Below are 24,783 nucleotides of genomic sequence, written 5' to 3'. Positions count from 1 at the left end.
TTTTTTTATGCATTTCTGATCGCTTCTGCGATCTCACTAAGTTCTTCCTGGGATAGCTTCATCTTTTCCTTTTCGAAGTTGATATCACCAACGTGGTTAATCGGAACCAGATGCATGTGAGCATGGGGAACTTCAAGGCCAATGACGGCGATACCGATACGCTCACATGGGATGGCCTTTTTGATTTGGGTCGCGACATCCTTCGCGAATACATTGATCTCGCTTAATAGATCATCTTCCATATCGAAGATATAGTCCACCTCTTTCTTTGGAATCACCAAGGTGTGGCCTTTCACCAAAGGAAAGATGTCTAGAAAGGCGAGGAACTTGTCGTTCTCAGCAATCTTGTGACAAGGAATTTCTCCAGATACGATCTTAGAAAAGATAGTCGCCATTATCGGTTAATCTCGAGTACCTCGAATTTTACAAGTCCAGCAGGGATCTGCACTTCCGCAATGTCACCGACTACTTTTCCTAATAGTCCTTTACCGATAGGGGAGTCTACAGAGATTTTCTTGAGAGCAAGGTTTGCTTCGTTCTCAGCAACCAATGTGTACTCCATAATCGCATTGTTCTTCAAGTTCTTGATCTTAACTCGGCTCAAGATGAAGACTTTGCTATTGTCGATTTGCGACTCATCAATAACACGTGCATTGGCAATGACGTTTTCTAGCTTATTAATTTTCGCTTCGAGTAGTCCTTGTGCTTCTTTGGCAGCATCGTACTCAGCGTTCTCAGAGAGATCTCCTTTGTCGCGAGCATCTGCAATTTGTTGAGAAATGGCCGGGCGTTGCACGCTTTTCATGTTGTGCAATTCCTCCTTCAACCTCTGAAGGCCTTCCTCAGTATAGTAGGTGATGTTAGACATAATACTAAGATTAAACAGGCCGCTGAAAGCGGCCGGTCTGGGGGCGTAAAAAAGAGAAAACCCTCAACATGGAGGGTTTTCTCTCTACACAAATATAGAAAATCTTTATATCAGAGCGTCACGTGGAGTCCGATAGCGTGCGTACCATTGAATGGGTTCGTAGTACGGTAGCTGTAATCTACACCGATAACGGTACCATTAGGACCAGCTGGGATCTGAAGTGTCAAACCTCCACCAGGACCAGTGATTGCCGTTTGGCGCTCTTCTTCATTTGTCAATTCGCTTTCCCATAGGTAACCTCCACGGATGATCACGCGCTCGTTCCATGAGAACGCTGCACCGAATCCGAATTGGTCACGGGTGAACGAGTTCGAAGTGAACTGTCCGTCTGTAGTCAGCTTCATTGTTTCACTGAAAAGGAAGTCGTAAGAAACCCCAATGTTCACCATTGAAGGAAGCTCGTACTTCTCAGAACGCTGTGAAACAGTGATCTGGTTACCCGTTGATGGGATCGTTGCAGTAGCAGTAAGACCATCACCAGAGAAACGCATCGGTGGTCCTACGTTACGAAGTGCAATACCAAAACGAAGTTGGTCGTTGTCACCTGTGATGTAGCGAATACCTGCATCGAAAGCAATCCCTTGAGCGCGAGCATTAGAGATTGACTCAGAAACGATACGTGCAGTGATACCTCCGTAGATACTGTTCGAGAATGCCTTGGCATACGAGATACCAATGTTCGACATGTTCGGACGGAAAGTACCAATTCCACCTTCTGGAAGGTCTTCTGTTGTTACGTCAATCTCTCCAAAAGACATTGACATTACTGTAAGTGCAATTACACTGTTCTCACCAACTTTTTGACCAAAACCAAGGCTGTTCATGGTGATGTCGGTACCAACAAGGTATTGCTGGTTCGCAAAGATGAGCTCTGTACGCTCAACGAATGCCAATCCGGCAACGTTAAGGAATGTCGCTTCCACACCACGGATTGAAGCCATGCTGGCATTCGCCATACCTGTGCTTCGTGCCCAAGGGTTGATCAGTAGTTGACTTGCCCCCGCAGAACCTGCGCGATCAGGGTTACCCGCTGACATCGAACCTGGAAGAAGCAACAATACTGCTGCCAGGGTCGAAAGGCTGATGATATATTTAGAAATCTTCATGACTATCGGTTCTTTAGGTTGGTTTAGAAGTTATCAAGGTCAGTTGGACGAAGTACTCCGAACCACTTCAATACTTTCTCGCCTACTCCAGGTACATCAACGTGGATGATGTAAACCCCACCAGCGATTGGTACGTTAGCTTGGTTCTTCAAGTCCCAATCTAGAGACGTGAGTGGATCTGCTTTATCAAACTGACGGATCAGTGTTCCTTGAAGGTTGTAGATAGACACTGTACATACCTCAGGTAGGTTAGTGACTTTCACACGGTTGTCAAGCTTACTTGTCTCGTACTGCGAGAACGCGTAGTAAGGGTTAGGAACAACATTGATAATGTCTAATGCATCTTCTAGCGTCGCCATGCTGTTTGTCACAGTCGCTACGTTGCTAGTAGAGAATGTGTAGTATGGGTTCCAGAAGTTGTCTGCGTTGTCAAATACTTCAGTATCACGCTGAGTTGCTGAGTACTTCTCGTATGGCTTAGCAACACGCAGGCGAACACGAACTTCACTTGGAATCAATCCATCTTCCATTGAAGCCAATTCGAAGTCTGGGTTCAGTAGTGAAGAACCTACCCAAGTACATGCACGGAATACACGACGTTGGTTAGTGCTTGAGTAATCGCTTTCCAGGTTAGTGTAGATGTAGTTTCCTTCATCATACGCTGGCATACGGTTATCAGTGTTTTCTTCGTATTGAGCATTCTTAAATACGTAGATCCAGTGCTGACCACCTGCGTAAACTGTGTTACCCAAGTTTGAAGTCAAACGTGAAGATGGGTTCCAGATCATGTCGTTACCGTTATCAGCAGAGAACCAAGAGTCCTCACCGAAAGCGATGTTCAAACGCTCACCAGTTCCTACGTCAATCGCGTATCCTGGGAACCATCCCATACCGATTGGCTGTGCTCCATCCATTGTTGCTTCGCTTGCGCTAGCACCTTCAGCTACTGTGCGACCGAATTTGTCAACCGATGGGTGACGACGTAGACGCATCTTCTCAGGATCGTCGAAGCTACCTGCGATTTGGTCACGCTCATCTTGCATCAAGTCTTCAATTGGCTGCATCTCGAGAACTGCGGCACGAGTCCACTTCGATCTGTCGCTAGTCAATACAACGTCAACGTTGTTTAGACCGCTGATGTTAGAGAATGGGCTCAAGTCACCTTCTAGACCGTCAACTGTTGGTGCAACAGCTGGAATCAAGATTGACTCAGTAGCTCCAACAGGCGTTACTTCACCAGTGTATGCACATAGTGCATACGGTGCCCAAGTTCCTCCAACAACACCTTCGTAAACCTCTTCTTCATCAAGTGGGTCACCAGGCTTCAAGTCGTCGAAGATTACCTCTTCTTCTACATCGTCGTTCTCGGTGTTTTGCGTTCCTGCACGGATCCAGTTCAATTCGCTGAATCCTTCTTGATCAGGAATACCGAGTAGCCATGGTTCAGCTGAGTTCTCGAACTGGATGTCACCAGCAAGAAGTTCAGTGAATCCACCGTTCAATTGGTATTCGTACTGGCTCCAAGTGATCGACAGACCCCAATCCAAGATTAGGTCTTCGTTCAATACAGTGATAGCTTTCTTAGAAGTGTAAACGGCAGCTTCATCGTTAGATGGGTCGATGTCGTTCAACATTGTCAAGTTCGTCAACACCCAGAATGCAGAGTCTGAATCAAGTACTGCGTCGTCTGGCGCAAGTGCAAGTTCGAAGTCAGCGTTTGGTACATTCAATGGATCGGCGATCTTCACTTCAACAGGTCCTTGACCTGCCATGTAAGTAGCACCGTTTACGAACGTGTTGAATACGATTTCTTCTTCTGTTTTTGGCGTTAGTGTAAGGTCTAAGGTGTTGTTTCCTTTTCCTTCCCAACGTGTCAACTCAACTCCGTCACCGTAAGCTGCATTTGCAACTGTACCTCCTGCTTCAGGAGATGGTGCGTGAGGGATACCAGTGAATACGCGGATCGCAGAACCGTTAGCGGCTGTACGAGATCCTTTGTACTGCTCATCCTGTCCTGTACCTGTGATCGGGTTGTATGCACGGTAGTTGTTGTAACCGTATGCAATTACCATGAAGTAGTAAGTGCGGTGGTTAACAAGCGCGTTGTTACCCTGAGCGAATGCATCCGTAGTCACGTGGAAACTGTGACGGATACCTTCGTTCTCACCAATGGCTTCAGCTGTTGGAACTGGTAGTCCCATATCTTGATCCAACGTGTAGTTCACTACTACGTCTACAGTATCCTGAACGTCAACTGTCGCGATTAAGCGAGCTTTATCGATATCATCAAGGTCAGCAGCTGATACTGTGTTGTCAGATAGCTGGTAAACCTGGTAACCTTGGAACGTGTATGAACGATCCAATGTATCAAGTGAAGTACCGTCAGCCAATTCTTCTGGAATACCTGGGTCGAATCCTAGGTACTCTTCGTTGAAGTTGTTTGAAGTACTGTTCTCATTCGTCAAGTAAAGGATCAACTCCTGATCCATTTCCTGGATAGTTACGTCTGGAGCAGCAGGACCAGAAACGATTTCGAAACAGTTATCGAAAAGTGCCTGTGCCTTATCATCTGCCTCGCGAAGAAGACGAACTGACTCGAATGGATCACCACTAGTTGCACGTGCCCAAACTACACCAACGGTAATGTTGTTGTAATCTCCCGGTTGAAGGGTGAAAGGACCTGCAGCCTGGATGAAACGCGGTCAGCTGGTGGGTTACCTGCTGTCTGCTCTGTCCATGGCTCAACTGATGTACCACCAGTTCCCCAGTTCTCAGGATCTGTTTCACCTGGGAACATGTAGTCAGCTTCTACGTCTGTTACTCCTGTAGCAACACCGTCACCACCGTACAACATCTTCTGACCGTTCTTCCAGATACCGTTCATGTAGTTGTAGTAGTGCGTAGGGATTGTAGGCTCACCGTTAATAGGGTTACCTGAGTTGTTGTAGTATACGAAACGACGCATACCGAAACGCTCATTGTCAATTACGTTATCACCGTATCCGATACCGATACCACGGTAAGGAATACCAAGTGAGTCAACTGCATCTTGGAAGTCTGTAGTCAATGGGTTGTCGATTCCATCTTCATCCTGGTAAGGACCCTCGAAGAAGTCAACACCAACTGCTGGTGGGTTTTCACCGTATCCAGGTGAGCTTGTAGAAGGCTCATCTACCGCATCCCCGTTGTAGCAGTAACCTAGTCCACGCTGAACGTCACATCCAACGTAATCATCTACCGCAGTACCCAAATCGGCATCGATCCAAGTTCCGAAGTATGTATCTCCAAGGGTCTGTGTTCCTTGGTTAATCATGACGTAGTTGTAGAACGTCATGTTGTTGATCTCATCGTTAGTAGAGAAAGCGAACGCTTGCGCACGAATCTCCATACCAATCGGCTCACCTTGTGACTCAGAGTGTACGTTACCCTTATCGTTGAAGATCCAGAAGTAAGTCTGGTCACCAAACAATGGAACTGGGTCAGTACGACGACGCTCAGCACAGTCAATCTCCTGTAGGAAATCGTACCATGGGTAGTCACCTGCGTTAGGATCGTAAATAGTGTTTCCGTCGTAATCGAAGAAAGGAGCGAGGAAGTAATCCTGTCCTAGTGCTACGTTACCGTTTCCTTCGTACTCGTAGAAGTACTGAGGAATCACGTATCCATCAGGGAATTCTGTTTCAACAGTACCGTTCGCCAATGCGTCAAAGTACTGGCGGTGACGCTGGGAATCTGCACGTACAGTTACGAAGAACTTATCCCATTCTTCACAAACCGCTTCGTCGATTTCAGCAGCTCCATCTGTAGTAAGTGGACCAGTCCAGAAGTCGTTACCGTCTGCACGGAACGTTACCGCAGCCAACTTAAGCTGCTGGTCAGGAGAGATACCACCCATCCATAGGGCACCTGCATATAGCGATGATACACCACCATCTTTTGGAATCTCGTACGAGGCACGGCTCGTTGAGCGATCCTGCCACATCGAACCACCTGTTTCGATGAGGGCACGAACGTTGTTCCACTCTAGATCTCGGAGTGCTGTCGCTGGAGCACATGCTGCTGCACGTGTCTGCTGAGTGCCAACATTCCCATTCTCATTTCCATTCGCTTCGACAAGCGTCCCTTCGTACTTGTATGCTGACATTGGCACAACAAGCAGGGCTGCTATTACGAACGCGATCACATTCTTCATGGCCTTCATGGACATATATCTTGAGATGTTCATAGTTCGTTTTTTAGAAGTCTAGTTTAACACCTAGACGAATTTGACGTGGTAGACCCAAGTTGAATGGGTTGTTCACGAACATGTTGTAATAGTTTCTAAATGACGCAGGATCATTTTGAGAGTTGATCTGTGGCTGGTACTGAGCAGCTGCCAAGTAACCATCGTCATCGTGAACTCCTGTGAATCGGTACACAGAGTTAATGTTCTGTGTGTTCAGTGCGTTCAGAATCCATAGGTAGACGTTCAAGTTCGCCGTCTTCGCTTTGTCTCCTTCACCACCGAATGTCAATGTGAAGTTCTTATCGATGTTTACATCAAGGTTAAACTGCCATGGTAGGCGGCTACCGTTGATAGAACCTTCTGTAGATGGTGATACCTCACCAGTAATCGGAACTGCAATTGTAGATGCAGTGTATGGAGTTCCAGAACCTAGGTTCGCGATGAAGTTGATACCCGTGTTAGCGAATACCTGCTTACCGAACCATACAGGACCGTTGTAATCCTTACCACCACCGTAACGGTAGTCAAGGTTAGCTACGATACGGTGACGTTGATCGTAGTTGAACGGTGCGATTGTACGAAGGTTTGGAAGACCAGCGTTGATCAATGCTAGGGCAGTAGTGGTTGTTGAACCCGTACCGTCAGCGAACTGAAGCGTGTAAGATGTGTTCAAACGAACGTTACCCGTACGACGAAGGTCGTATGCAATAGTCAATCCTTTTGTCGTACCGAAGTCAAGGTTACCGAATGCACGGTAAGGACGAGGGTAAGCACCAGCGAACTGACGTACCTGGATCATATCACGAAGCTCGCGGTAGAACGCTGAGATCTTCAATGAAGAAGTACGTGAAAGTACCTGCTGGAAACCAAGCTCGTAATCGATCGTTTTCGTAGGACGTAGATCTGGGTTTGAGATCAAAGCGTTACGCGCCTCGATGAAGAGGTAATCGATCGGGCTGAATCGGTTCGAAGAAGTAGGACGCTGAGTCAAGATATCGTAGTGAGCGAAGAATACCGCCTCATCCGAAATGTTGAATGAGAATGCGATACGAGGCATGATGTTCACCTGTGGCTCGTAATCCTTGAATGCTCCAGAGTTCAAATCTTCGTCAGGACCGTTAATCAACCATGGTGCAGGGAAACCGTTTGTAGAAGCGATCGCGTCTGGGTCAGTAATCTCAGATCCCTGAGCGTTGAACCATGTATCACCATCACGGTAACCTACGATAGTTGTTGGGTTGTCAAGGTCATCAACGTACACTACGTAATCATCAGCAATGTTCGTTGGGATCTCGATTCCTTCTTCTAGGTCGTTGATCAAGTCTGTACGGATATCACCAACAGTGAATGCTTGTCCGATCACGTAAGGATCTTTAAGTACTGGCTGGTTCGCATCGAAACGGTCAACACGTAGACCAACGTTGAAGATGATATCGTCGAATGTAAACTTGTCCATCACGTAACCAGCGATGTAGATCGGCTCGTAAGCTCCGATCGGACGCGTACGGAAGCCTTGGTCGTTCGTCTCGTTGAAGAAGTCTTCAATTGTTGGACGTCCGTTTAGCTTGTTACCGTGGTGGTCGTATCCTGAGTAAAGAACAACGTTGTTACCCTGGTTTAGAAGGTCATCCGCACCGAACATGTCGATTGAGAATGTTTCTGGGTCAAGTGCATCAACGTTTACAAAGTCGTTTCCGTTTGGATCAAGACCGAGTGCAATACGAAGGTTGCGATCAAACTGGAACTGTCCGTCACCGATCAAACGATCGTAAGTCACGTAGAAGTCAGTACCGATGTTTGTCACTGTAGAGTCACTCTGGTCGATCTCTTGGATGTGGCTGTTTGTGTAAAGACGAGCTAGTGTCCATAGTCCCACTGGTGAAAGTGAGTAGAAGGCATCACTACGCTGCTCGTATTCGAATCCGATCTGTACCGCGTGGTCACCGATATCGGCAGAACCTGCAGCAGTTACACGGAACTGGCTGTTATCCTGAATGAAGTACTCATTCGCCTGTGTTCCGTAGTAGCTCCATAGACCGTAAGTCGCTGGTGCTACCTGACCGTTTAGAAGGGCGTTACCGTTCTGTACCTCAAGTAGGCTTGAGTATGGTCCTGGATCAAATTCATTGTATGGCTCATCATCAAATAGTCCAAAGTACTGGTTGTTGATGGCTGCTAGTTCAGGGTTGTACTGTGAAGGAGCGAAGGTTACCAATGTATCCTCCCATCCAACGTGCACGTAACGATCTCCCTGGAACTGGTAAGCATTACGATCGAATACCTCGAACTGTCCTACGTGTCCGTAACGGAAGAAATTATCCTCGTGGTTCTCGTCTTGACGACGGTCGAACGAACGAGAGTAGTCAACCATCACTGTGTAGAAGATGTTCTTTAGGTTGCTCGCAGTGCCTTCGTCTTCTTCTTCGTTCACGAAACGCTGAGAGAACTTACCGTAAACACGCCAGTCAAAGTTGGTTACGTCTACGTTATTCTCGTGGTTCATTAGGCTTCGTGCGCGGCTGAATTCAGCATTGCGGTTGTAAGCTGCTGTACCTCCGAAAGTCAGAGTCATCGTCTGTGATGTGTTCACGTCAACTTTCGCTACAAGGTTTGCAGAACGGCTTCCAACGTTGAGTCGCGTATCAACTGTTTCGAAGTCGTCTGCAGTAAGGAAGTCAGCATTGTACAACGCACCGTTCACCTCACCTGAAGATGAAAGGTTCTGACGAAGTGGGTTGTTCAGGATCTGAGCACGTGCATCTTCTGTCATGCGCACCACACCTCCGTAAGCAGGACGTGGATCAAGGATGCTTGTGTAGTTACCTGAGAGGAAAAGTCCGAGAAGTGGACGCTCCTTATTTCCTTCTTCATCTTTCGCGAAGAGTAGTGGACCAGAAATTACACCCTCAACGAGGTTGTAACCGTAGCGGTCAAGTCCTACTGCAGTCTCACCGCTCTTGAATCCTGAAGTAATCACCTCAAATCCTCCAAACCACTTGGCAGAAGAGTTACGAAGCGAAATGTTCATGACCCCACCTGTAGCATCTCCGATGTTCGCAGGGATACCTCCGGTTAGTACCGAAACTTCCTGGATCGCAGACTTAGGTAGCGATGATGACCCACGTACTTTAATACCATCGATGTAAATCCATGTTCCGTCAGGACGAGAACCACGGATCGATACACCACCTCCGGTACCGGCAGTACTTACACCGGCAACTGTAGTTGCAAGGGATACAGCATCACGACCAGGCATCTTGTCGATGTCGTCACGTGTAACAGTACCACCCGATGCACCACCATCTCGATCGATAAGTGGAACGGTGTACTCCACAACTTCTACTTCTTCCAGGGCAACACCGCTGGCAAGTTGTGCGTTAGCAAATTGAATCTTGTTCGACACCACTTTTACACCAGTGATCTTCTTTGTGTTGTATCCAACATAAGAGAAGAGTACCTCGTAGGTACCTGCATCAATTGGTTTAATGGTGTACTCACCGTCGAAATCGGTGTTAGTACCCGTGATCTGGTTTCCATTAAGGAACACCACCACGTTTACGAATGGAAGGGGTTCTCCTGTCTCAGCATCGGTCACTTTCCCTTTCAGGGTTCCGGCAGATACTTGAGCCATGGCTCCTGTCGAAACTAAAAGAGCCAGCAAGAACAGTAAGTAGATCTTACGCGACATACAGATTGGCTTTGATTACACTATTTCTCAACAAACGGGCGTAAATATAGAAATTATCCCTTCCGTTATCAAAGCGCTAAACCAGTCGGTTGGGAGCAGTGCTAAAACCCCTGTTTTGACGGCCTTTTGTCTGATGGACGAATCAGATATTCACATCTAACACCGGGCTAAAGATAGCTAAGACCTTGGGTTCCGGTGCAATGCTTTCGCCACAGAATTGATGAAAAAACTCAATTCTAAGCCTAAAAACTTCTCTAAGAATTGGAATGCCTAGCGTTTGAAATGACGCTTTCTAAATATTCTGCGAAAAAAAGGTTCGCTGTTTCCGCGCTTCGCTAAGCGTTCAGATCGCTTGCGATTCTTCTTCATGCGCTTCCGTGTCTTCTTGTCTTGGATCTTGACATGACGCTCTTCGCGTTCTTTCATCTCATTATTGATCTTCTTCTCCCGGGCTTGTCGAAGCTCTTGTTGCTGCTTCGCTTGTTGCTTAGGGTTCTGACTACGATCGCGTTGCGCTTGTGCATCAATGCTGATGAACGAGGCAAGGCCTAGAAGAAATATGATAATGAGACGTGACACTTTCATGGAACGTAAACCTAGTGTATTTCGTATGAAAATCGTTCAATAACGATATCTTCCGTTGCTTCGTCTTTGGTGATAATGGCAGTAATGAAGCCGCCTTCATCATGTAAGATTTCTTTTCTCCAGATCAATTGGTTGTCTTCGCGATAAACAACTCGCCAAAGCAATCCTGATTCATCATAGGAGTAACTCCACTGTTCTTGAACATCGTTGACTTCACGAGAACGAATGGATAATCTCCCTTTCTCATCGTAAGCATATTGTGTTTTGCGCTCTTGACGAGTGACCAGCATCTTTACCGTACGCTGCTCGAGGTATCCATTGTCGTCGTAATAATCAATGCGTTCTTGATAGGGGAGTCCTTGCTCGTTTAAGGTGGTGATGCGATCTTCCTTTGGGAGTTTCTTATGTACCAAGGATTCACAGCTCAAGAAGCTCCTGCGCTCTTCGCCCTCTTTTCCGCGATAGCGACAAACTTCTGTAGTGTCACCTCGGATTTCAAAGGTCTCAGTATACACACCGCGTTGGTCTTCACGGCGATAGGTAAGCATGTCAAGCTTTTCATGGTCTAAGCCGAAAGATTCTACAATGGTGTCGAGTCGTCCTCTTAATGAACGATAGGTTGATCTCGCGGTGCAATCTCCTTCAGTGCTAAACTCGTACACAGTGCGTTTCCCTGTATCCTTGATGGCTTGATTCGAGCGCTTCATTTGCTCATCGACCATGATGGTCTTAATGTCATTGCGCGAAATAAAACGCTGATTGAAGGGAAGCTTCAGAAAATCAACGTCACCATCGCCAAGGTCGATCTGTTGACCGTGCGAGTGCATGCTAATGAATAGGAAAAGAAGACTACTGACGAATTTGATCCAGTGCATCGGCAACATTATTCACAGGGAGCTTACACGCCTTGTTTTCGCAAACGAAGATCGTTGGCGTATCAATAAATTTTCCTTCAAGCAGTGGAAGGTCTCCTGAGGTACCTCCCATCAATAGAACGTTGGGTAGGTAGTTTTGGTCTAGCTCAGAACGTAAGCTTCCATTGGCTTCTTCTCCAGTAATGGCTACCTCTTTATAATTGAAGGTGTGCCAAAGCATCAAACTACCCCAGTTGCTGTAGCTCTGACCATAACTCCACTCATTCATAATGTTGCGTAGCATTTGATCAGCGTGCTCCTTGTATTCAGCTTGATCGTAGTAGGTGCCTAACTGCCACAGCGCTTTAGCCATCGACGAATTACTCGCTGGGATGACGTTATCTGAGGTTTCCTGTTTCCGCGCGATCAGCGCTGGATCAAGATCACTCGTGAACCAGAACATACCGCTTGACTCATCGTGGAAATGGGCAATGGTATAATCCGCCAAGGCCTTGGCTTCGTTCAACCATTGCTCATCAAAACTTCCTTGATAAAGGGCAACCAATGCTTCCAGAGTGAAACAATAATCCTCCAGATACCCATTGATTTTGGCGTTCCCGTCTTTGTAGCTGTGCCACAATCCACCATCTTCCTTTCTACACTTGGCTAAAATGAAGCGCATAGCGCGTTCCGCGCTAGCGAGATGATCAGGATTACCAAATGCACGGTAGGCATCAACATACCCTTTGACCATCATCGCATTCCAGGAGGTCAAAATTTTGTCATCGAGACCCGGACGAATACGATCTTCACGCGCCGACATCAGGGCACTTTCAATGCGGTCAAGGGCAGATTGAAGTTCTTCGATGGTCATGCCTTTTTGCGCTGCATATTCTTCAGGATGATTCCTGCGAAGCAGAATACTATTCCCGTGTTCCCAATTTCCTCGTCCACCGATGTGGTAATAGTCTTGCGCCAACTCAAAGTCATTGCCCAATAAAGCCTGCGCTTCTTCTTGTGACCAGATGTAGAATTTACCTTCTTCGCCTTCACTATCAGCATCAAGAGCGCTGTAGAAAGCGCCTTCATCTGATGTCATCTCACGTTCGATGAAATCCAGGGTTTGGAAGACCGTAGTTCGGTAGTTCGAGATCTTGAATGCGCGATAACCTTCGCTGTACAAACTAACGAGTTGCGCATTGTCATAGAGCATCTTCTCAAAGTGCGGCACCTTCCACATGCCATCTACTGAGTAACGAGCAAAGCCACCACCAACTTGATCGTAGATACCACCTTGGGCCATTTTGTCTAAGGTGAGCTTCACGAAGTCAAGCGTTTCCTGATCTTGAGTCAATGTGCCATACTGCAGCAAGAATTCGTAATTGTTAGGAAGCGGGAATTTCGGAGCCCTGTTCGGTCCACCTTCTTCCAAATCCCATCCTAGCTTCCATCGCTCTACAATGGTGTCTAGAGAATCCTGTTCAAATTCTTGATTCGCTGGAGCACGCTCGATCAATTCGCTTTGCTGAACACCTTCCGTTAGCTTCGCTGCGTAGTCTTCCATTTTCTCTGGCTGATTCTGTTGAATATCAACCAGTGATTCGAGCACTTTTATCCATTCTTCCTTCGGGAAGTAGGTTCCGCCGAAAATCGGACGACCATCGGCAAGCGCAAAGCAGTTCAAAGGCCATCCGCCTTTATTTGTCATGAGCTGTACCGCATTCATGTACACCTGATCCACGTCAGGACGCTCTTCGCGATCTACTTTGATATTGACGAAGTGTTCGTTCATGTAGGCCGCAGCGAGTGAGTCTTCAAAAGTCTCGCGCTCCATGACATGGCACCAATGGCAAGCGCTGTAACCCACGCTAATCAGCACTAGCTTATTCTCTGCTTTCGCCTTCTCAAACGCTTCGTCGCCCCAAGGATGCCAATCCACCGGGTTGTGCGCATGTTGCAGAAGGTAAGGGCTCGTCTCATTGACCAGCGCATTGGTATGCTTATGCTTCATGGGAGTTTCATTCTTCTGGCCTGCGCAAGCAGCCAGGATCACGATCAAGAAAAGAAAGGGCGTTTGCCGGAAGATCATGACACAAAGGTACTTAAGAAAGCAGGGTTTGTGGGCGATTGTTATCGAGAGTAGAGTGTTAATGGTTTCGCTAGCGCGGAATGGGAATCTCATACTATAAGTGTAAAAAGTACACTTATTTGATGCAGTGTTTAAAAGATATGGCCGAACGTAGGGTAGAATGCCCTAATTTTGCATGCATACCGACTTCCCAACCGAATAACTATGTGGAGAGATGAACAAATTTTTGACCTGATTGCCCAGGAGCGTTCACGTCAAATTGAAGGACTAGAGCTTATTGCCTCAGAGAACTTTGTAAGCGACCAAGTAATGGAAGCGATGGGTTCTGTGATGACGAATAAATACGCTGAAGGACTTCCGCGCAAGCGTTACTATGGTGGATGTGAGATTGTAGATCAATCAGAACAACTAGCCATTGATCGTGTGTGTGAATTGTTCGGAGCTGAGTGGGCGAATGTTCAGCCGCACAGCGGGGCATCTGCAAATTCAGCAGTGATGCTCGCATGCCTCAAGCCAGGAGATGTGATTCTCGGGTTTGATCTTTCGCACGGTGGTCACTTGACTCATGGTTCGCCGGTAAACTACTCAGGTAAGTTGTACCAACCACATTTCTACGGAGTAGAGAAGGAGACAGGTGTGATCGACATGGATAAGGTGGAGGCGACAGCCCTCGAGGTGAAGCCAAAGATGATTATCTGTGGTGCTTCAGCTTATTCTCGTGATTGGGATTACGCTCGTTTCCGTGCGATTGCTGATAAAGTTGGTGCCATTTTGCTTGCAGATATTTCGCACCCATCAGGCTTGATCGCTACAGGACTCTTGAATAATCCAATGCCTCACTGTCATGTTGTAACTACAACGACGCACAAGACACTACGTGGTCCACGTGGTGGTCTGATCATGGTAGGGAAAGACTTCGATAATCCATGGGGGTTGACAACGATGAAAGGAAAGGTGAGAAGCTTTACTTCACTCCTTGATTCAGGTGTATTCCCAGGAATGCAAGGTGGACCACTAGAGCATGTCATTGCTGCGAAGGCAGTTGCCTTCGGTGAAGCACTTCGTCCTTCATACAAGACCTACACGAAGCAGGTTATCGAAAATGCCCAAGCCTTGGCAAATGCAATGGTTGAACGCGGATTCGAATTGATTTCTGGTGGTACTGATAACCATTGCATGTTGATCGACCTTCGCAACAAGGGAGTCACTGGAAAGCTTGCAGAAAAGGCATTGGTTGATGCACACATCACGGCTAACAAAAACATGGTTCCGTTCGACACCCAATCACCGTTCGTTACTTCAGGAATCCGCATCGGAACGCCAGCCGCAACAACTCGTGGACTGGTTGCCGCAGACATGCCATTGGTTGCGGATTGGATCGATCGTGTAATCACAGCTCCAGAAGACGAAAACGTTCTTGCGAAAGTTGGAAACGAGGTCAAAGAAAAGATGAGCGAACTTCCGCTATTCGCTGAACACGAAGCGGCGGTTTAAGGCATGGACGGATTTGATCGGTTCTATTAAAGGGATAGTCGTGGGCTATGGACGGATTTGATCCGTCCCTCTCATTCTCCTTCTATTTCTAATTCTTCTTCTTCCTCTAATTCTACCTCTTCCTCTATCCAGGAAAAAATCTCTTCCCGCGTTAGCGGACGATTCATGGTATCCCAAAAGAACCCTTCGAGGAAGAGGTCAGCATCAACTGCTTTTGAAAGAGGGTGCATGGCACCAGAAGGTTTGTTGATGAGGGCGATACGTTGAATTTCAGTTCCCTCAACATAAATGATCACATCAGAGCATTCCGCTTTATTCACCCCGACGGCCTTTTTCTCTTCACCTTCTTCAACCGGGAAATAGATGGTTTGTCCATTCCCTTTGACATGAATTCGAGAAAGCTGGTTGTCTTTGAAGTAACCGGTTAAGTTGCGCCCTTTGATCTGATTATAGCTTTCTGGGGCCGCTTCAGAGATAATCAAGGCAGCGTCGTAAATATCCATTTGCTGGATCTTACCTGAGAAGATCTTGATGTCGATGAGCTCACCACTGATCTGATTGGCGTCAGACCAAAGAACCGGAGCCCCTAGGAGGGTAAGCAACGAATCTTCTTCTGCGTACGTAAGGGAATCCGCTTTTCCCTGAAGGTCGCTCTTGAAGAACTTTACGTGTTCGTAGGCGGTGATGAGTCGTTTGCCTAGGCTATCTGGTTCGGCACGGAGGGTGTCGGCGTGCAAAAAGAGTGAGTCGGTATCAAAGAACTGAATCATCTGAGCCCGATCTGTTACTAGTGATCGATCGTCTTCTTCATTGTGCCATCCGTACTCACCTTGAATGAGGTAGTTGCTCGTGGTGTCTTGAATCACAACACCACCAAAGACTTCTCCAAAACCTTGCTCAGCTTCGTAATACACAGAGTCGCCTGCGAGGTAAGTGTTCTTAGACCAAATCTCGGCACGGTTGGTAAATTGACAAACACCTGAAACGGTGTTGTACCATCCTCTGGAGCAATAAATGGTGTTATTGTCAGACTTGATTTCTGTAGGGCCAAAGAAGAATGCGGTTTCCGCTTGACCACTGTACTTCAGGGTGTCTGAGAGCACCGTGTATTCTCTGTTCTTCAGTACTACGCTATCGCGGAAATGGAAAAACTCACTTTCAGAATCGTAAAAACCTTGTTTACTGGTCAAGACGTTCTGGTTCTCTGAGCTCACAATTTTTCCTCCTCCGAAATAGCTGGCTACCCCTGTCTCAAGGTCGTAGTCAAGAATTTCCGTGGTGAGGGTGAGGTCTTTGTCGCGTAGCGAAATACGGTCACGCAGTTTCGCCTGTTTGTCTTCATTGGTGATGTACAAACGATCACCGTTCAAACGAAGGCTATCTCCTTGATTGATGCGAACAGTAGAAAAGGCTTCGAAATCTCCGTTAGGGTAGCGGTACGCGCTGTCGCATTTCATGATGGCCTCTTTGTACTTGAGGCGCACATTTCCAATGAGTCGATCTGCCTTGGCAATCTCCTCGTCATACAACACACGGTCGCTATTGAGGATCTCAATAGGCGTTTTGTCTTTCTTGTTTTTGAGAACAGACTGTGCTGTACCCCAAAGAGGGGCGAGTACCAAAAAGAGTAGAAGCAGTCTGTTCATTGACAAAACGTACCGAAAAATTATGCCAGAACGCTATCGCGGCGAATTGTTTGCTCGCGATCAGGTCCCACAGACACAACGGTAATCGGCACTTCTAATTGCTTTTCGAGGTATTCAATGTAATCGTTGAGTTCCTTCGGAAGCTCGTCGATGTTACGCATACCTGTTAGATCTTGGTGCCATCCTGGAAGCGACTTGTATACAGGCTTCACCTCAGAAGGGTCAATGCTGTAAGGCAAGTAGTCGATCTCTTCTCCATTGTACTCGTAGTGGGTACAAACTTTCACTTCTTCGAATGCGCTAAGAACGTCGGCTTTCATCATGATGAGGCGAGTCACGCCGTTAATCATAATCGCGTATTTCAACGCTGGCAGGTCAATCCACCCACAACGACGAGGACGTCCAGTTGTAGCGCCGAATTCATGTCCTTTCGCACGAAGCAATTCACCTGTTTCATCGTGAAGTTCAGTAGGGAAAGGTCCACTACCTACGCGTGTACAGTATGCTTTGAAAATTCCGAATACTTCTCCGATACGGTTAGGAGCAATTCCTAGTCCGGTACAAGCTCCGGCAGAAATCGTATTTGAAGAAGTCACAAATGGGTATGAACCGAAGTCGATGTCCAACAACGATCCCTGAGCTCCTTCAGCGAGGATGCGCTCACCTTTGCGAAGTTGGTTGTTCAAGTAGTGCTCACTATCAATGAAAGTGAGGTCACGCATGTACTCAACCGCGTCAAGCCATTCTTTTTCCATCGGATCAAGATCGAACTCAAACCCTTCGAAGTGGCCAAGCAGACGTAAGTGCTTTCCACGAAGGCTTTCGTAGCGCTCTTCGAATTGAGGGCCAAGTACATCACCAACGCGCAAGCCGTTACGACCTGTTTTGTCCATGTATGTAGGGCCAATTCCTTTCAGAGTAGAACCGATCTTCTTGTTTCCTTTCTCTTGCTCACTCGCAGCATCCAACAAACGGTGTGTTGGAAGGATGAGGTGTGCTTTTCTAGAGATCAGGAGTTGCTTATTGACATCAACGTTATGCTCTTTGAGCTTTTCAATCTCACGACGGAAGATCACAGGGTCAATCACCACACCGTTTCCAACAACATTCAATTGGTTGTCGTGGAAAATCCCAGAAGGGATGGTGTGCAATACGTGCTTTCTTCCTTCGAATTCCAATGTGTGTCCTGCATTCGGACCACCCTGGAAACGAGCGATTACACCGTAATCAGGCGTAATAACGTCCACAATCTTTCCCTTACCTTCATCTCCCCATTGGAGGCCAAGTAGTACATCGACTTTCATGATGTCAGTTTAGTGATTGGATGCCGTCGTCCATTGAAGGATGGATGTCTAGAACGGCGTTCAATTTGATAATCGTTAGTAGTTCCCTCACTTTGTCAGGCACACTGGTAAATACCAATTGCGCTTTGTGCTGGTTGAGGTGTTTCACCATTTTAACTAGAAGGTTGATCCCACTGCTATTCACGTACTCCAATCCTTCAAGGTCAACCAAGAATTTCTTGAAATCACGTTCAGTAGCATGTTCAACTTGACGAAGAAGGGCCTGATGTGACTCGTCTTCTACAAATCGTCCGGTGACACGGTACACCATGCAATCACCTTTTTCGAACGCTTCGATGTCTTTACTCATCATTGTTCTTTTTGCGCTGAGCGTAGAAGTTCAGCGAGTGATGCATGATATCGATCCCGAAGATCTCTTCTAATTTGGCTTTGATCTGTTGCACACGCGGATCACAAAATTCAATTACCTCACCCGAGTCAGTCAAAATGATGTGATCGTGTTGTTGGTTTTGATGTGATTTCTCGAACTGAGCGAGGTTCTTTCCGAACTGGTGCTTGCGAACTAGATTACACGCAAGTAGCAACTCAATGGTGTTGTAGAGTGTAGCACGAGACACACGATAATTCTTATTCTTCATGTGTACGTACAACGATTCGATGTCAAAATGACCATCAAACTCGTAGATCTCTCTCAATATCGCGAATCGCTCAGGTGTTTTTCGGTGCCCATTGTTTTCCAAGTAGGCCGCGAAAATGTCCCGAACATTCTCTTGAATGTCTTGCATAAGTCCGCTTAAGACCAAAAGACAAAATTAGTGAATGAGTTTGAAAAGAATAAGCCTAAAACGAGACTTTCTCCACATTAGATAGCCTGACCCGGATCCATACGGTCAACGGTCAGTACTCCATTGACATTCCGCAACTTATCGATCAAGGTGTTCAGGTGTTCTGTATCGTGCACCTGCACTCGCACAAGCCCGTCGAATATACCATCGTTCGACTCGAAACTGATGGCTTTCATGTTCACGTGCATGTCAGACGAAATGATGTTCGTAATTCGCTGTACAAGCCCTACGTCATCGATTCCTGAGAACTGAACGGTAACTTCGAATTGGTTCAGTTCTTTGCTTGCCCAGCGAGCTTTGATCACACGATAAGCGTAATTACTCAAGAGCTGTGTTGCGTTCGGGCAATTCACACGGTGAACCTTAATCTCACCGTTCACTGTTACGAATCCAAACACGTCATCTCCAGGGATTGGGTTACAACAACGAGCGAGGGTGTAATCCATACGCTGTTGCTCATCGCCAATCAACAGAATGTCTTTCTTTCCAGGAATAGGAGCAATGACCTTATTGTCAGCTTGCTTCGGAGGAATGATCGGTGCTTTCTTGAAGATGATTCGCCCGCCATCAACCTCGAAGCCTTTGAGCTTCTTGATGTCGATCTTTCCTTTAGCTATCTGGTAGTAGAGCTCCGTTGCTGAGTCTACGTTGTAGTGCTTTTCGAGGGCGGTGATGTTGATGCTCAAGAAACCTACACCGAGGTTCTTGAACTTTCTACGAAGCATGTCTTTTCCTTCACCAGCTACTTTGCGCTTTTCTTCCTTCAGCGCGTGCTTGATTTTCTGACGGGCTCTTGCTGTTACTACGTAGTTCAGCCAGTCTTCCTTAGGCGTCTGCTTTTTAGAAGTGATGATTTCCACCTGATCACCTGAGCGCAATTCATGGCTCAACGGAACGAGTCGATGATTCACCTTGGCGCCTATACATTGCGACCCAATCTGAGAGTGAATGTTGAAGGCAAAGTCAAGGGCGGTTGATCCCTTAGGTAAGGTCTTCAAATCTCCATTTGGAGTGAAGATGTAAATCTCTTCACTGAATAGATTGAGTTTGAAATCATCGATGAAGGTCAGGGCATCATCTTGCGCGCTTTCCAAGACTTCACGAATCTGCGAGAGCCAACGGTCAAGGTTGTTCTCCGCGTTTTCGGTTCCACCTTTGTACTTCCAGTGTGCAGCGAATCCCTTCTCTGCAACATCATCCATACGACGAGAACGGATTTGCACTTCTACCCATTTACCTGTTGGCGACATCACCGTAGTATGGAGCGATTCATATCCGTTTCCTTTCGGAATGGAGATCCAATCGCGTAGTCGGTCAGGGTTTGGCTGGTAGAAATCAGTAACCATGGAATAGACCTTCCAAGCGAGGGCCTTTTCTCCTTCGATCTCTGTTTCAAGAATGATTCGAATCGCAAATACGTCGTAGATGTCTTCAAATCGAACTCGCTTCTTCTGCATCTTGTTCCAGATGCTGAAAATGCTTTTTGTTCTTCCCTTGATCTCGTATTCAATGCCTGCTTCATCGAGGGCATTGCGAATAGGAAGGGTGAATTTATTGATGAAGCGAGTACGAACCGCTTTCGTCTTTTCGAGTTTCGATGAAATCTCTTCGTACTGCTCTGGTTCTTTGTACTTCAGCGAAAGGTCTTCAAGCTCAGTCTTGATATTGTACAAGCCAAGACGGTGCGCCAACGGTGCATACATGAACAGCGTTTCGCTCGCGATCTTCAACTGCTTTTCTCGCGCCATGTGGCCCAAGGTGCGCATGTTGTGAAGACGGTCAGCAATCTTGATCAGGATTACGCGGATGTCGTCGCTCAACGTCAACAACATCTTGCGGAAGTTCTCCGCCTGCATGGAAGAGGTTTGATCGAAAACTCCAGAGATCTTCGTCAGACCATCGATAATCATTCGCTCTTTCGAACCGAACAAGGTTTCAATGTCTTCTAAAGTGATGTAGGTGTCTTCAACCGTATCGTGAAGTAAGGCACAGACGATAGAGGTGGTGTCTAGTCCTATTTCCTCGGCACAAATTCGTGCTACGGCAATCGGGTGATAGATGTATGGTTCACCAGACTTGCGGCGCATCTCTTTGTGCGCTTCTAGTGCAATATCGAAGGCCTTGCGAATGCGTCGTTTGTCTTGTGTAGACTTCGAGCGCACGGCACTTCTTAGTAACCCACGGTATCGTCGTAGGATCTCTTTCTTCTCAGCTTCCTGATCTATGTTGAGCATAAAGGTTCTCAGCGGGTAGGAAGCAATTTGCTTCTCACTTCCCCAAATCCAATTCTAATATCGCCATTTGTCGCGTGTCCGCGCATAATGACTTCATCATTATCATTAATGAACTTACGTTCTTCTCCGTTCGACAGTTTCAATGGCTTTGTTCCTTTCCAAGAAAGCTCAAGCATTGAACCGTAGCTCGTCTCATCTTTTCCCGAAATAGTACCGCTTGCCATCATGTCACCTCCTCGGATATTACATCCGTTTACGGTATGGTGAGCCAATTGCTGCGACATGTTCCAGTACATGTATTTGAAGTTCGAGCGACAGATTACTGTTTCGTCGTTGCCTTCAGGCTGGATACCAACTTCGAGGTTGATGTCGTAGTTGCGGTTACCATCGTATTCAAGGTAGCTCAATACCGGTGGGTCTTGAACAGGACCAGCAACTTTGTATGGCTCGAGAGCATCAAGTGTCACAACCCAAGCTGAAACAGACGAAGCAAAGTTCTTCCCAAGGAATGGTCCGAGTGGCACATATTCCCATTTCTGAATGTCACGTGCACTCCAATCATTGAACAACACCATTCCAAAGATGTAATTCTCTGCTTCAGAAGTTCCAATGCTATCGCCCATCGGCTTACCTGGGTAAGTGATGAAGGCCATTTCCAATTCAAAATCAAGAAGCTTACAAGGTCCGAACACAGGTGCCTCTGCATCTGCTGGGAGCATTTGTCCTTTCGGACGATGAATAGGTGTTCCTGAAACCACAATTGAAGATGATCTTCCGTGGTATCCTACTGGAATGTGCTTCCAGTTAGGCAGCAAAGCGTTCGCTGGGTCACGGAACATTTTTCCCACGTTAGTGGCGTGTTCAATCGAAGAATAGAAATCAGTGTAATCACCAATTTCAACTGGAAGCAACATCTCGCAATCTCCCATTGGAATCAACGCCTGCTTCACATGATGCTCTTTGTCACGCAAATCAGGAACATCAGACGTAAGCAACTTGCTCACGCGATTTCGAAGTTCGCGTGTAGCCACTTTCCCGCGATTAATAATCGCGTTCAAGGTGTTCGAGCTCAAATCATCAAGTGTAAACGGCAGGTTCTCGAGGTAACCAAGCACATGAAGGGCTTTCAGGTCGAGAACATGTTCTCCAATAGCTATACCTACTCGGGCGTCCATTTGCGGCGTTTTGAAGATGCCGAATGGAAGGTTCTGAATAGGGAAGTCACTGTTGTCTGGGACATTCACCCAAGACGTCAATTTAGGGTCGTTTGCACTGATCATTACAGGTAAGCTTTGACTGCAAATGTAGCAATCAACCTCACATTTTTTGCTTTCAAGTGAGGAGGAAAGGAAGGCTTTGATAACTTTCGCCAGAATGGAAAAGAAGAAGCTTTCACCGTGGCTTATTTTTTCGGCACTCGCCGGAACGGCATTCGCCTTATTCCATTTCGTGAATACCCTTGTTTATTCAATTCCTGAGCTCAAGGTCCCGGGCACCGTTAAGGAAGTGTCGAACCAGTATATGACGCCGTTCTTTCACCAAGGCTGGAAGTTGTTTGCACCTGATGTGCCCGCCGTGCAGTATTCACTCGAATACCGTTTCCCGGAGGAAGGGAAGTGGAATGCCTGGACCAACGCAGAAGACCTGCCAGGTATTTCATCTCACCCGCGCGTCGAATACATCATTCAGAAAATGGAGTTGTATTTGGCGAATGACATGCGAAGCAATTTGACCTACAATCCTGATTCAACGGTCAATTTTGATCTGATTGTAGACGACGCGCCATATCAGCGTGTCTTGTACTATGCAGTGCGCAGGCATGAGTCGATTTACTTGTCTCGACCAGATTCAGTGCAGTTGCGTTTAAATCTTCATCGCACTCCTCCGTTTGACGGGAGTGAGAAGAAGGAGGATGTCAGCTTTCAATTTCCTGTATATCGATTCAAGCAATGAAAGAGCTAGCGATTCGATATACTGAGCTACTGAGCGAGATTCGCCATCCGAATGTGATGCGCCTCTTCCGCTTCTTAGCCTATGCTTGGATGTTTTTCAACGCCTTGTACTTTTTCCCCATTCGTCATCAGATGTGGGGTGAGTATTCGATGATCATGAGTTTTCATCCGGAGCAAAGTGTGACCATCAACTTTGCTTACCTGCTTGACCATCAGCGTGCCTTGGCCATCCCAGCTTTTTATACCTACATCATCGCGATTGCTTTGGCGGTTGTTGGAATTGGCGGAAGACTCGTTCGAATGGTAGTGTTCTTCTTGTCTTGGCTTTTGTACTACGCCTGTGTTCCAGCCTTCAATTCGTCTTTCTTACTCTTTAATGTATTCTCTTTCTTCTTGATGTTTTTTGGAAGAAAAGGAGGGGGTCCACTAGATGCGATCTTTTCGAATATCGCATTCTGGGCTTGTCGGGTGCAGTTCCTGCTGGTTTACTCGATTGCTGGAGGCTATAAGCTAACGGGTCAAACGTGGTTGAATGGATCTTCGCTATGGTATGCCTTACACTTGGATCATTTCACACGGCCCTGGTTGCTAGAATTGATGAAGCCGATGAAGGGTGTTTTAACGGCGCTGACTTACTTCGGGGTCATCTACCAGCTCGTGTTCCCGATCTTGGTTTGGTTCAAGAAAATTAAGACGCCATTATTCATTGCAGGAATCCTTTTCCACGCCTTTATAGGCATAGGAATGCGATTGCCAGAATTCGGTTTGGCAATGATTGTTGGTTACAGTCTGTTCATGAGTGAAGAGACCGCTGAGAAAGTGGTGAAGAAACTTCGATTGAAAGCTTAGAAGAGCTCTTTAACGATGCGCTCTACAGTGTAGCCCTCAGCTTCGGCTTTGTAGTTACGAACTACACGATGACGTAGAATTGGAAGCGCTACCGCCTGAACATCTTCAATGTCTGGAGAGTACTTACCATTCAATGCAGCATGACACTTCGCACCAATAATGAGGTACTGTGATGCACGAGGACCAGCACCCCAGCTCAGGAAGTTGTTGACCATGTCAGGTGCCATGTCACGTCCAGGGCGTGTCTTACCCACAAGCTTCACAGCGTACTCAATAACGTTGTCAGCAACTGGCATCTTTCGAATCAAGTTCTGGAAGAACAGAATCTGTTCTGCATCGATCACTGACTCTACTTTGGCAACACCGCCACCTGTAGTGTTCTTCACGACGCTAAGCTCTTCCTCATATGTTGGGTAGTCTACCCAAATGTTGAACATGAAACGGTCAAGCTGTGCTTCAGGAAGCGGGTAGGTTCCTTCTTGTTCAATCGGGTTTTGCGTTGCAAGTACGAAGAACGGAGAAGGGAGTGGGTATCGCTGTCCGGCAGCTGTTACAGCACGCTCCTGCATTGCCTCAAGCAAAGCTGCCTGAGTTTTAGGTGGCGTACGGTTAATCTCATCTGCCAGAATGATGTTCGAGAACAAAGGTCCTTTGACGAAACGGAACTGACGGTTCTCATCCAAAATCTCAGAACCGACGATGTCAGATGGCATCAAGTCAGGTGTGAACTGAATACGGTTGAATGAAAGACCGAGTGCTTCAGAGATGGTGTTGACCAAAAGTGTCTTTGCCAGTCCAGGCACACCAACAAGTAGACAGTGTCCGTTACCGAAGATCGAAATGATGACTTCCTTGATAACGTCTTCCTGACCAACGATCACTTTGCCGATCTCTTTGGTCAATTTGTGGTAGTCTTCTCTTAGGTGGTCTAGCGCCTCTGCGTCAGACTTATAATTTGGTACAGCCATGTCTTCTTTTCGTTCA

General features: G+C 46.9%; 19 protein-coding genes. 3 read left to right on the top strand and 16 right to left on the bottom strand.

Going from position 1 to position 24,783, the window contains the following annotated elements; translation table 11 throughout:
* Positions 1 to 5: 5 nt before the first annotated feature.
* From RA156_RS12495 to RA156_RS12455, 9 genes are all read right to left on the bottom strand, one after another.
* Positions 6 to 395: an HIT family protein gene (locus RA156_RS12495; protein ID WP_306640495.1), complete on the bottom strand. Its 390-nt coding sequence runs from the start codon at positions 393 to 395 to the stop codon at positions 6 to 8.
* A complete protein-coding gene (gene greA / locus RA156_RS12490; protein WP_306640493.1) occupies positions 395 to 868 on the bottom strand; it encodes a transcription elongation factor GreA in 474 nt (157 codons plus the stop codon). Before greA ends, RA156_RS12495 begins: the two co-directional genes overlap by 1 nt.
* 110 nt (positions 869 to 978) lie before the next feature.
* Positions 979 to 2,034, bottom strand: a complete 1,056-nt coding sequence (locus RA156_RS12485) for a PorV/PorQ family protein (protein ID WP_306640491.1) — start codon at positions 2,032 to 2,034, stop codon at positions 979 to 981.
* 23 nt (positions 2,035 to 2,057) lie between these two features.
* Positions 2,058 to 4,523 (bottom strand): hypothetical protein, encoded by a 2,466-nt coding sequence (locus RA156_RS12480; protein ID WP_306640490.1) that lies wholly within the window; start codon positions 4,521 to 4,523, stop codon positions 2,058 to 2,060.
* A 140-nt stretch (positions 4,524 to 4,663) separates the two neighbouring features.
* Positions 4,664 to 6,259 (bottom strand): hypothetical protein, encoded by a 1,596-nt coding sequence (locus RA156_RS12475; protein ID WP_306640489.1) that lies wholly within the window; start codon positions 6,257 to 6,259, stop codon positions 4,664 to 4,666.
* 10 nt (positions 6,260 to 6,269) lie between these two features.
* Positions 6,270 to 9,947: a carboxypeptidase-like regulatory domain-containing protein gene (locus tag RA156_RS12470; RefSeq protein ID WP_306640488.1), complete on the bottom strand. Its 3,678-nt coding sequence runs from the start codon at positions 9,945 to 9,947 to the stop codon at positions 6,270 to 6,272.
* A gap of 270 nt (positions 9,948 to 10,217) precedes the next feature.
* Positions 10,218 to 10,532 carry a hypothetical protein gene (locus RA156_RS12465; protein ID WP_306640487.1) on the bottom strand — a complete coding sequence of 105 codons (315 nt, stop codon included), beginning with the start codon at positions 10,530 to 10,532 and terminating at the stop codon, positions 10,218 to 10,220.
* A gap of 11 nt (positions 10,533 to 10,543) precedes the next feature.
* Complete coding sequence (locus RA156_RS12460) at positions 10,544 to 11,407, bottom strand: RHS repeat domain-containing protein (protein ID WP_306640486.1); 864 nt, start codon at positions 11,405 to 11,407, stop codon at positions 10,544 to 10,546.
* Complete coding sequence (locus tag RA156_RS12455) at positions 11,382 to 13,475, bottom strand: thioredoxin domain-containing protein (protein WP_306640485.1); 2,094 nt, start codon at positions 13,473 to 13,475, stop codon at positions 11,382 to 11,384. The genes RA156_RS12460 and RA156_RS12455 overlap by 26 nt, the downstream gene beginning before the upstream one ends.
* Before the next feature lie 204 nt (positions 13,476 to 13,679).
* Between RA156_RS12455 and glyA the strand changes: the two genes are divergently transcribed.
* Entirely contained in the window at positions 13,680 to 14,969 is a 1,290-nt protein-coding gene (glyA, locus tag RA156_RS12450) for a serine hydroxymethyltransferase (protein WP_306640484.1), read from the top strand.
* Positions 14,970 to 15,040: 71 nt separating this feature from the next.
* On the opposite strand, the gene RA156_RS12445 is transcribed toward glyA, so the two are convergent.
* From RA156_RS12445 to fahA, 6 genes are all read right to left on the bottom strand, one after another.
* On the bottom strand, positions 15,041 to 16,615 hold the full coding sequence (locus RA156_RS12445) for an OstA-like protein (protein WP_306640483.1): 1,575 nt from the start codon (positions 16,613 to 16,615) through the stop codon (positions 15,041 to 15,043).
* Positions 16,616 to 16,635: 20 nt separating this feature from the next.
* Positions 16,636 to 17,919, bottom strand: a complete 1,284-nt coding sequence (locus RA156_RS12440) for an adenylosuccinate synthase (RefSeq protein ID WP_306640482.1) — start codon at positions 17,917 to 17,919, stop codon at positions 16,636 to 16,638.
* 4 nt (positions 17,920 to 17,923) lie between these two features.
* Positions 17,924 to 18,268, bottom strand: a complete 345-nt coding sequence (locus RA156_RS12435; protein ID WP_306640481.1) for an STAS domain-containing protein — start codon at positions 18,266 to 18,268, stop codon at positions 17,924 to 17,926.
* On the bottom strand, positions 18,261 to 18,704 hold the full coding sequence (locus tag RA156_RS12430; RefSeq protein WP_434064843.1) for a Fur family transcriptional regulator: 444 nt from the start codon (positions 18,702 to 18,704) through the stop codon (positions 18,261 to 18,263). The genes RA156_RS12435 and RA156_RS12430 overlap by 8 nt, the downstream gene beginning before the upstream one ends.
* 77 nt (positions 18,705 to 18,781) lie before the next feature.
* On the bottom strand, positions 18,782 to 20,998 hold the full coding sequence (locus RA156_RS12425; RefSeq protein WP_306640477.1) for a RelA/SpoT family protein: 2,217 nt from the start codon (positions 20,996 to 20,998) through the stop codon (positions 18,782 to 18,784).
* A gap of 8 nt (positions 20,999 to 21,006) precedes the next feature.
* Complete coding sequence (gene fahA / locus RA156_RS12420; protein ID WP_306640475.1) at positions 21,007 to 22,278, bottom strand: fumarylacetoacetase; 1,272 nt, start codon at positions 22,276 to 22,278, stop codon at positions 21,007 to 21,009.
* 94 nt (positions 22,279 to 22,372) lie between these two features.
* On the opposite strand from fahA, the gene RA156_RS12415 reads away from it, so the two are divergent.
* Together RA156_RS12415 and RA156_RS12410 are read left to right on the top strand one after the other, a co-directional pair.
* Positions 22,373 to 22,951, top strand: a complete 579-nt coding sequence (locus RA156_RS12415; RefSeq protein ID WP_306640473.1) for a DUF5819 family protein — start codon at positions 22,373 to 22,375, stop codon at positions 22,949 to 22,951.
* Complete coding sequence (locus tag RA156_RS12410; protein WP_306640471.1) at positions 22,948 to 23,799, top strand: HTTM domain-containing protein; 852 nt, start codon at positions 22,948 to 22,950, stop codon at positions 23,797 to 23,799. The genes RA156_RS12415 and RA156_RS12410 overlap by 4 nt, the downstream gene beginning before the upstream one ends.
* Here the strand turns inward: RA156_RS12410 and RA156_RS12405 are convergent.
* Positions 23,796 to 24,767, bottom strand: a complete 972-nt coding sequence (locus RA156_RS12405; protein ID WP_306640469.1) for an AAA family ATPase — start codon at positions 24,765 to 24,767, stop codon at positions 23,796 to 23,798. The two genes, RA156_RS12410 and RA156_RS12405, sit on opposite strands and share 4 nt — an antisense overlap.
* Positions 24,768 to 24,783 lie beyond the last annotated feature (16 nt).

It is taken from the genome of Sanyastnella coralliicola, assembly GCF_030845195.1.
GTDB lineage: Bacteria > Bacteroidota > Bacteroidia > Flavobacteriales_D > Sanyastnellaceae > Sanyastnella > Sanyastnella coralliicola.
The sequence above is the reverse complement of the archived record's forward strand: the minus strand, read 5'-3'. Positions and strand labels throughout refer to the sequence as shown.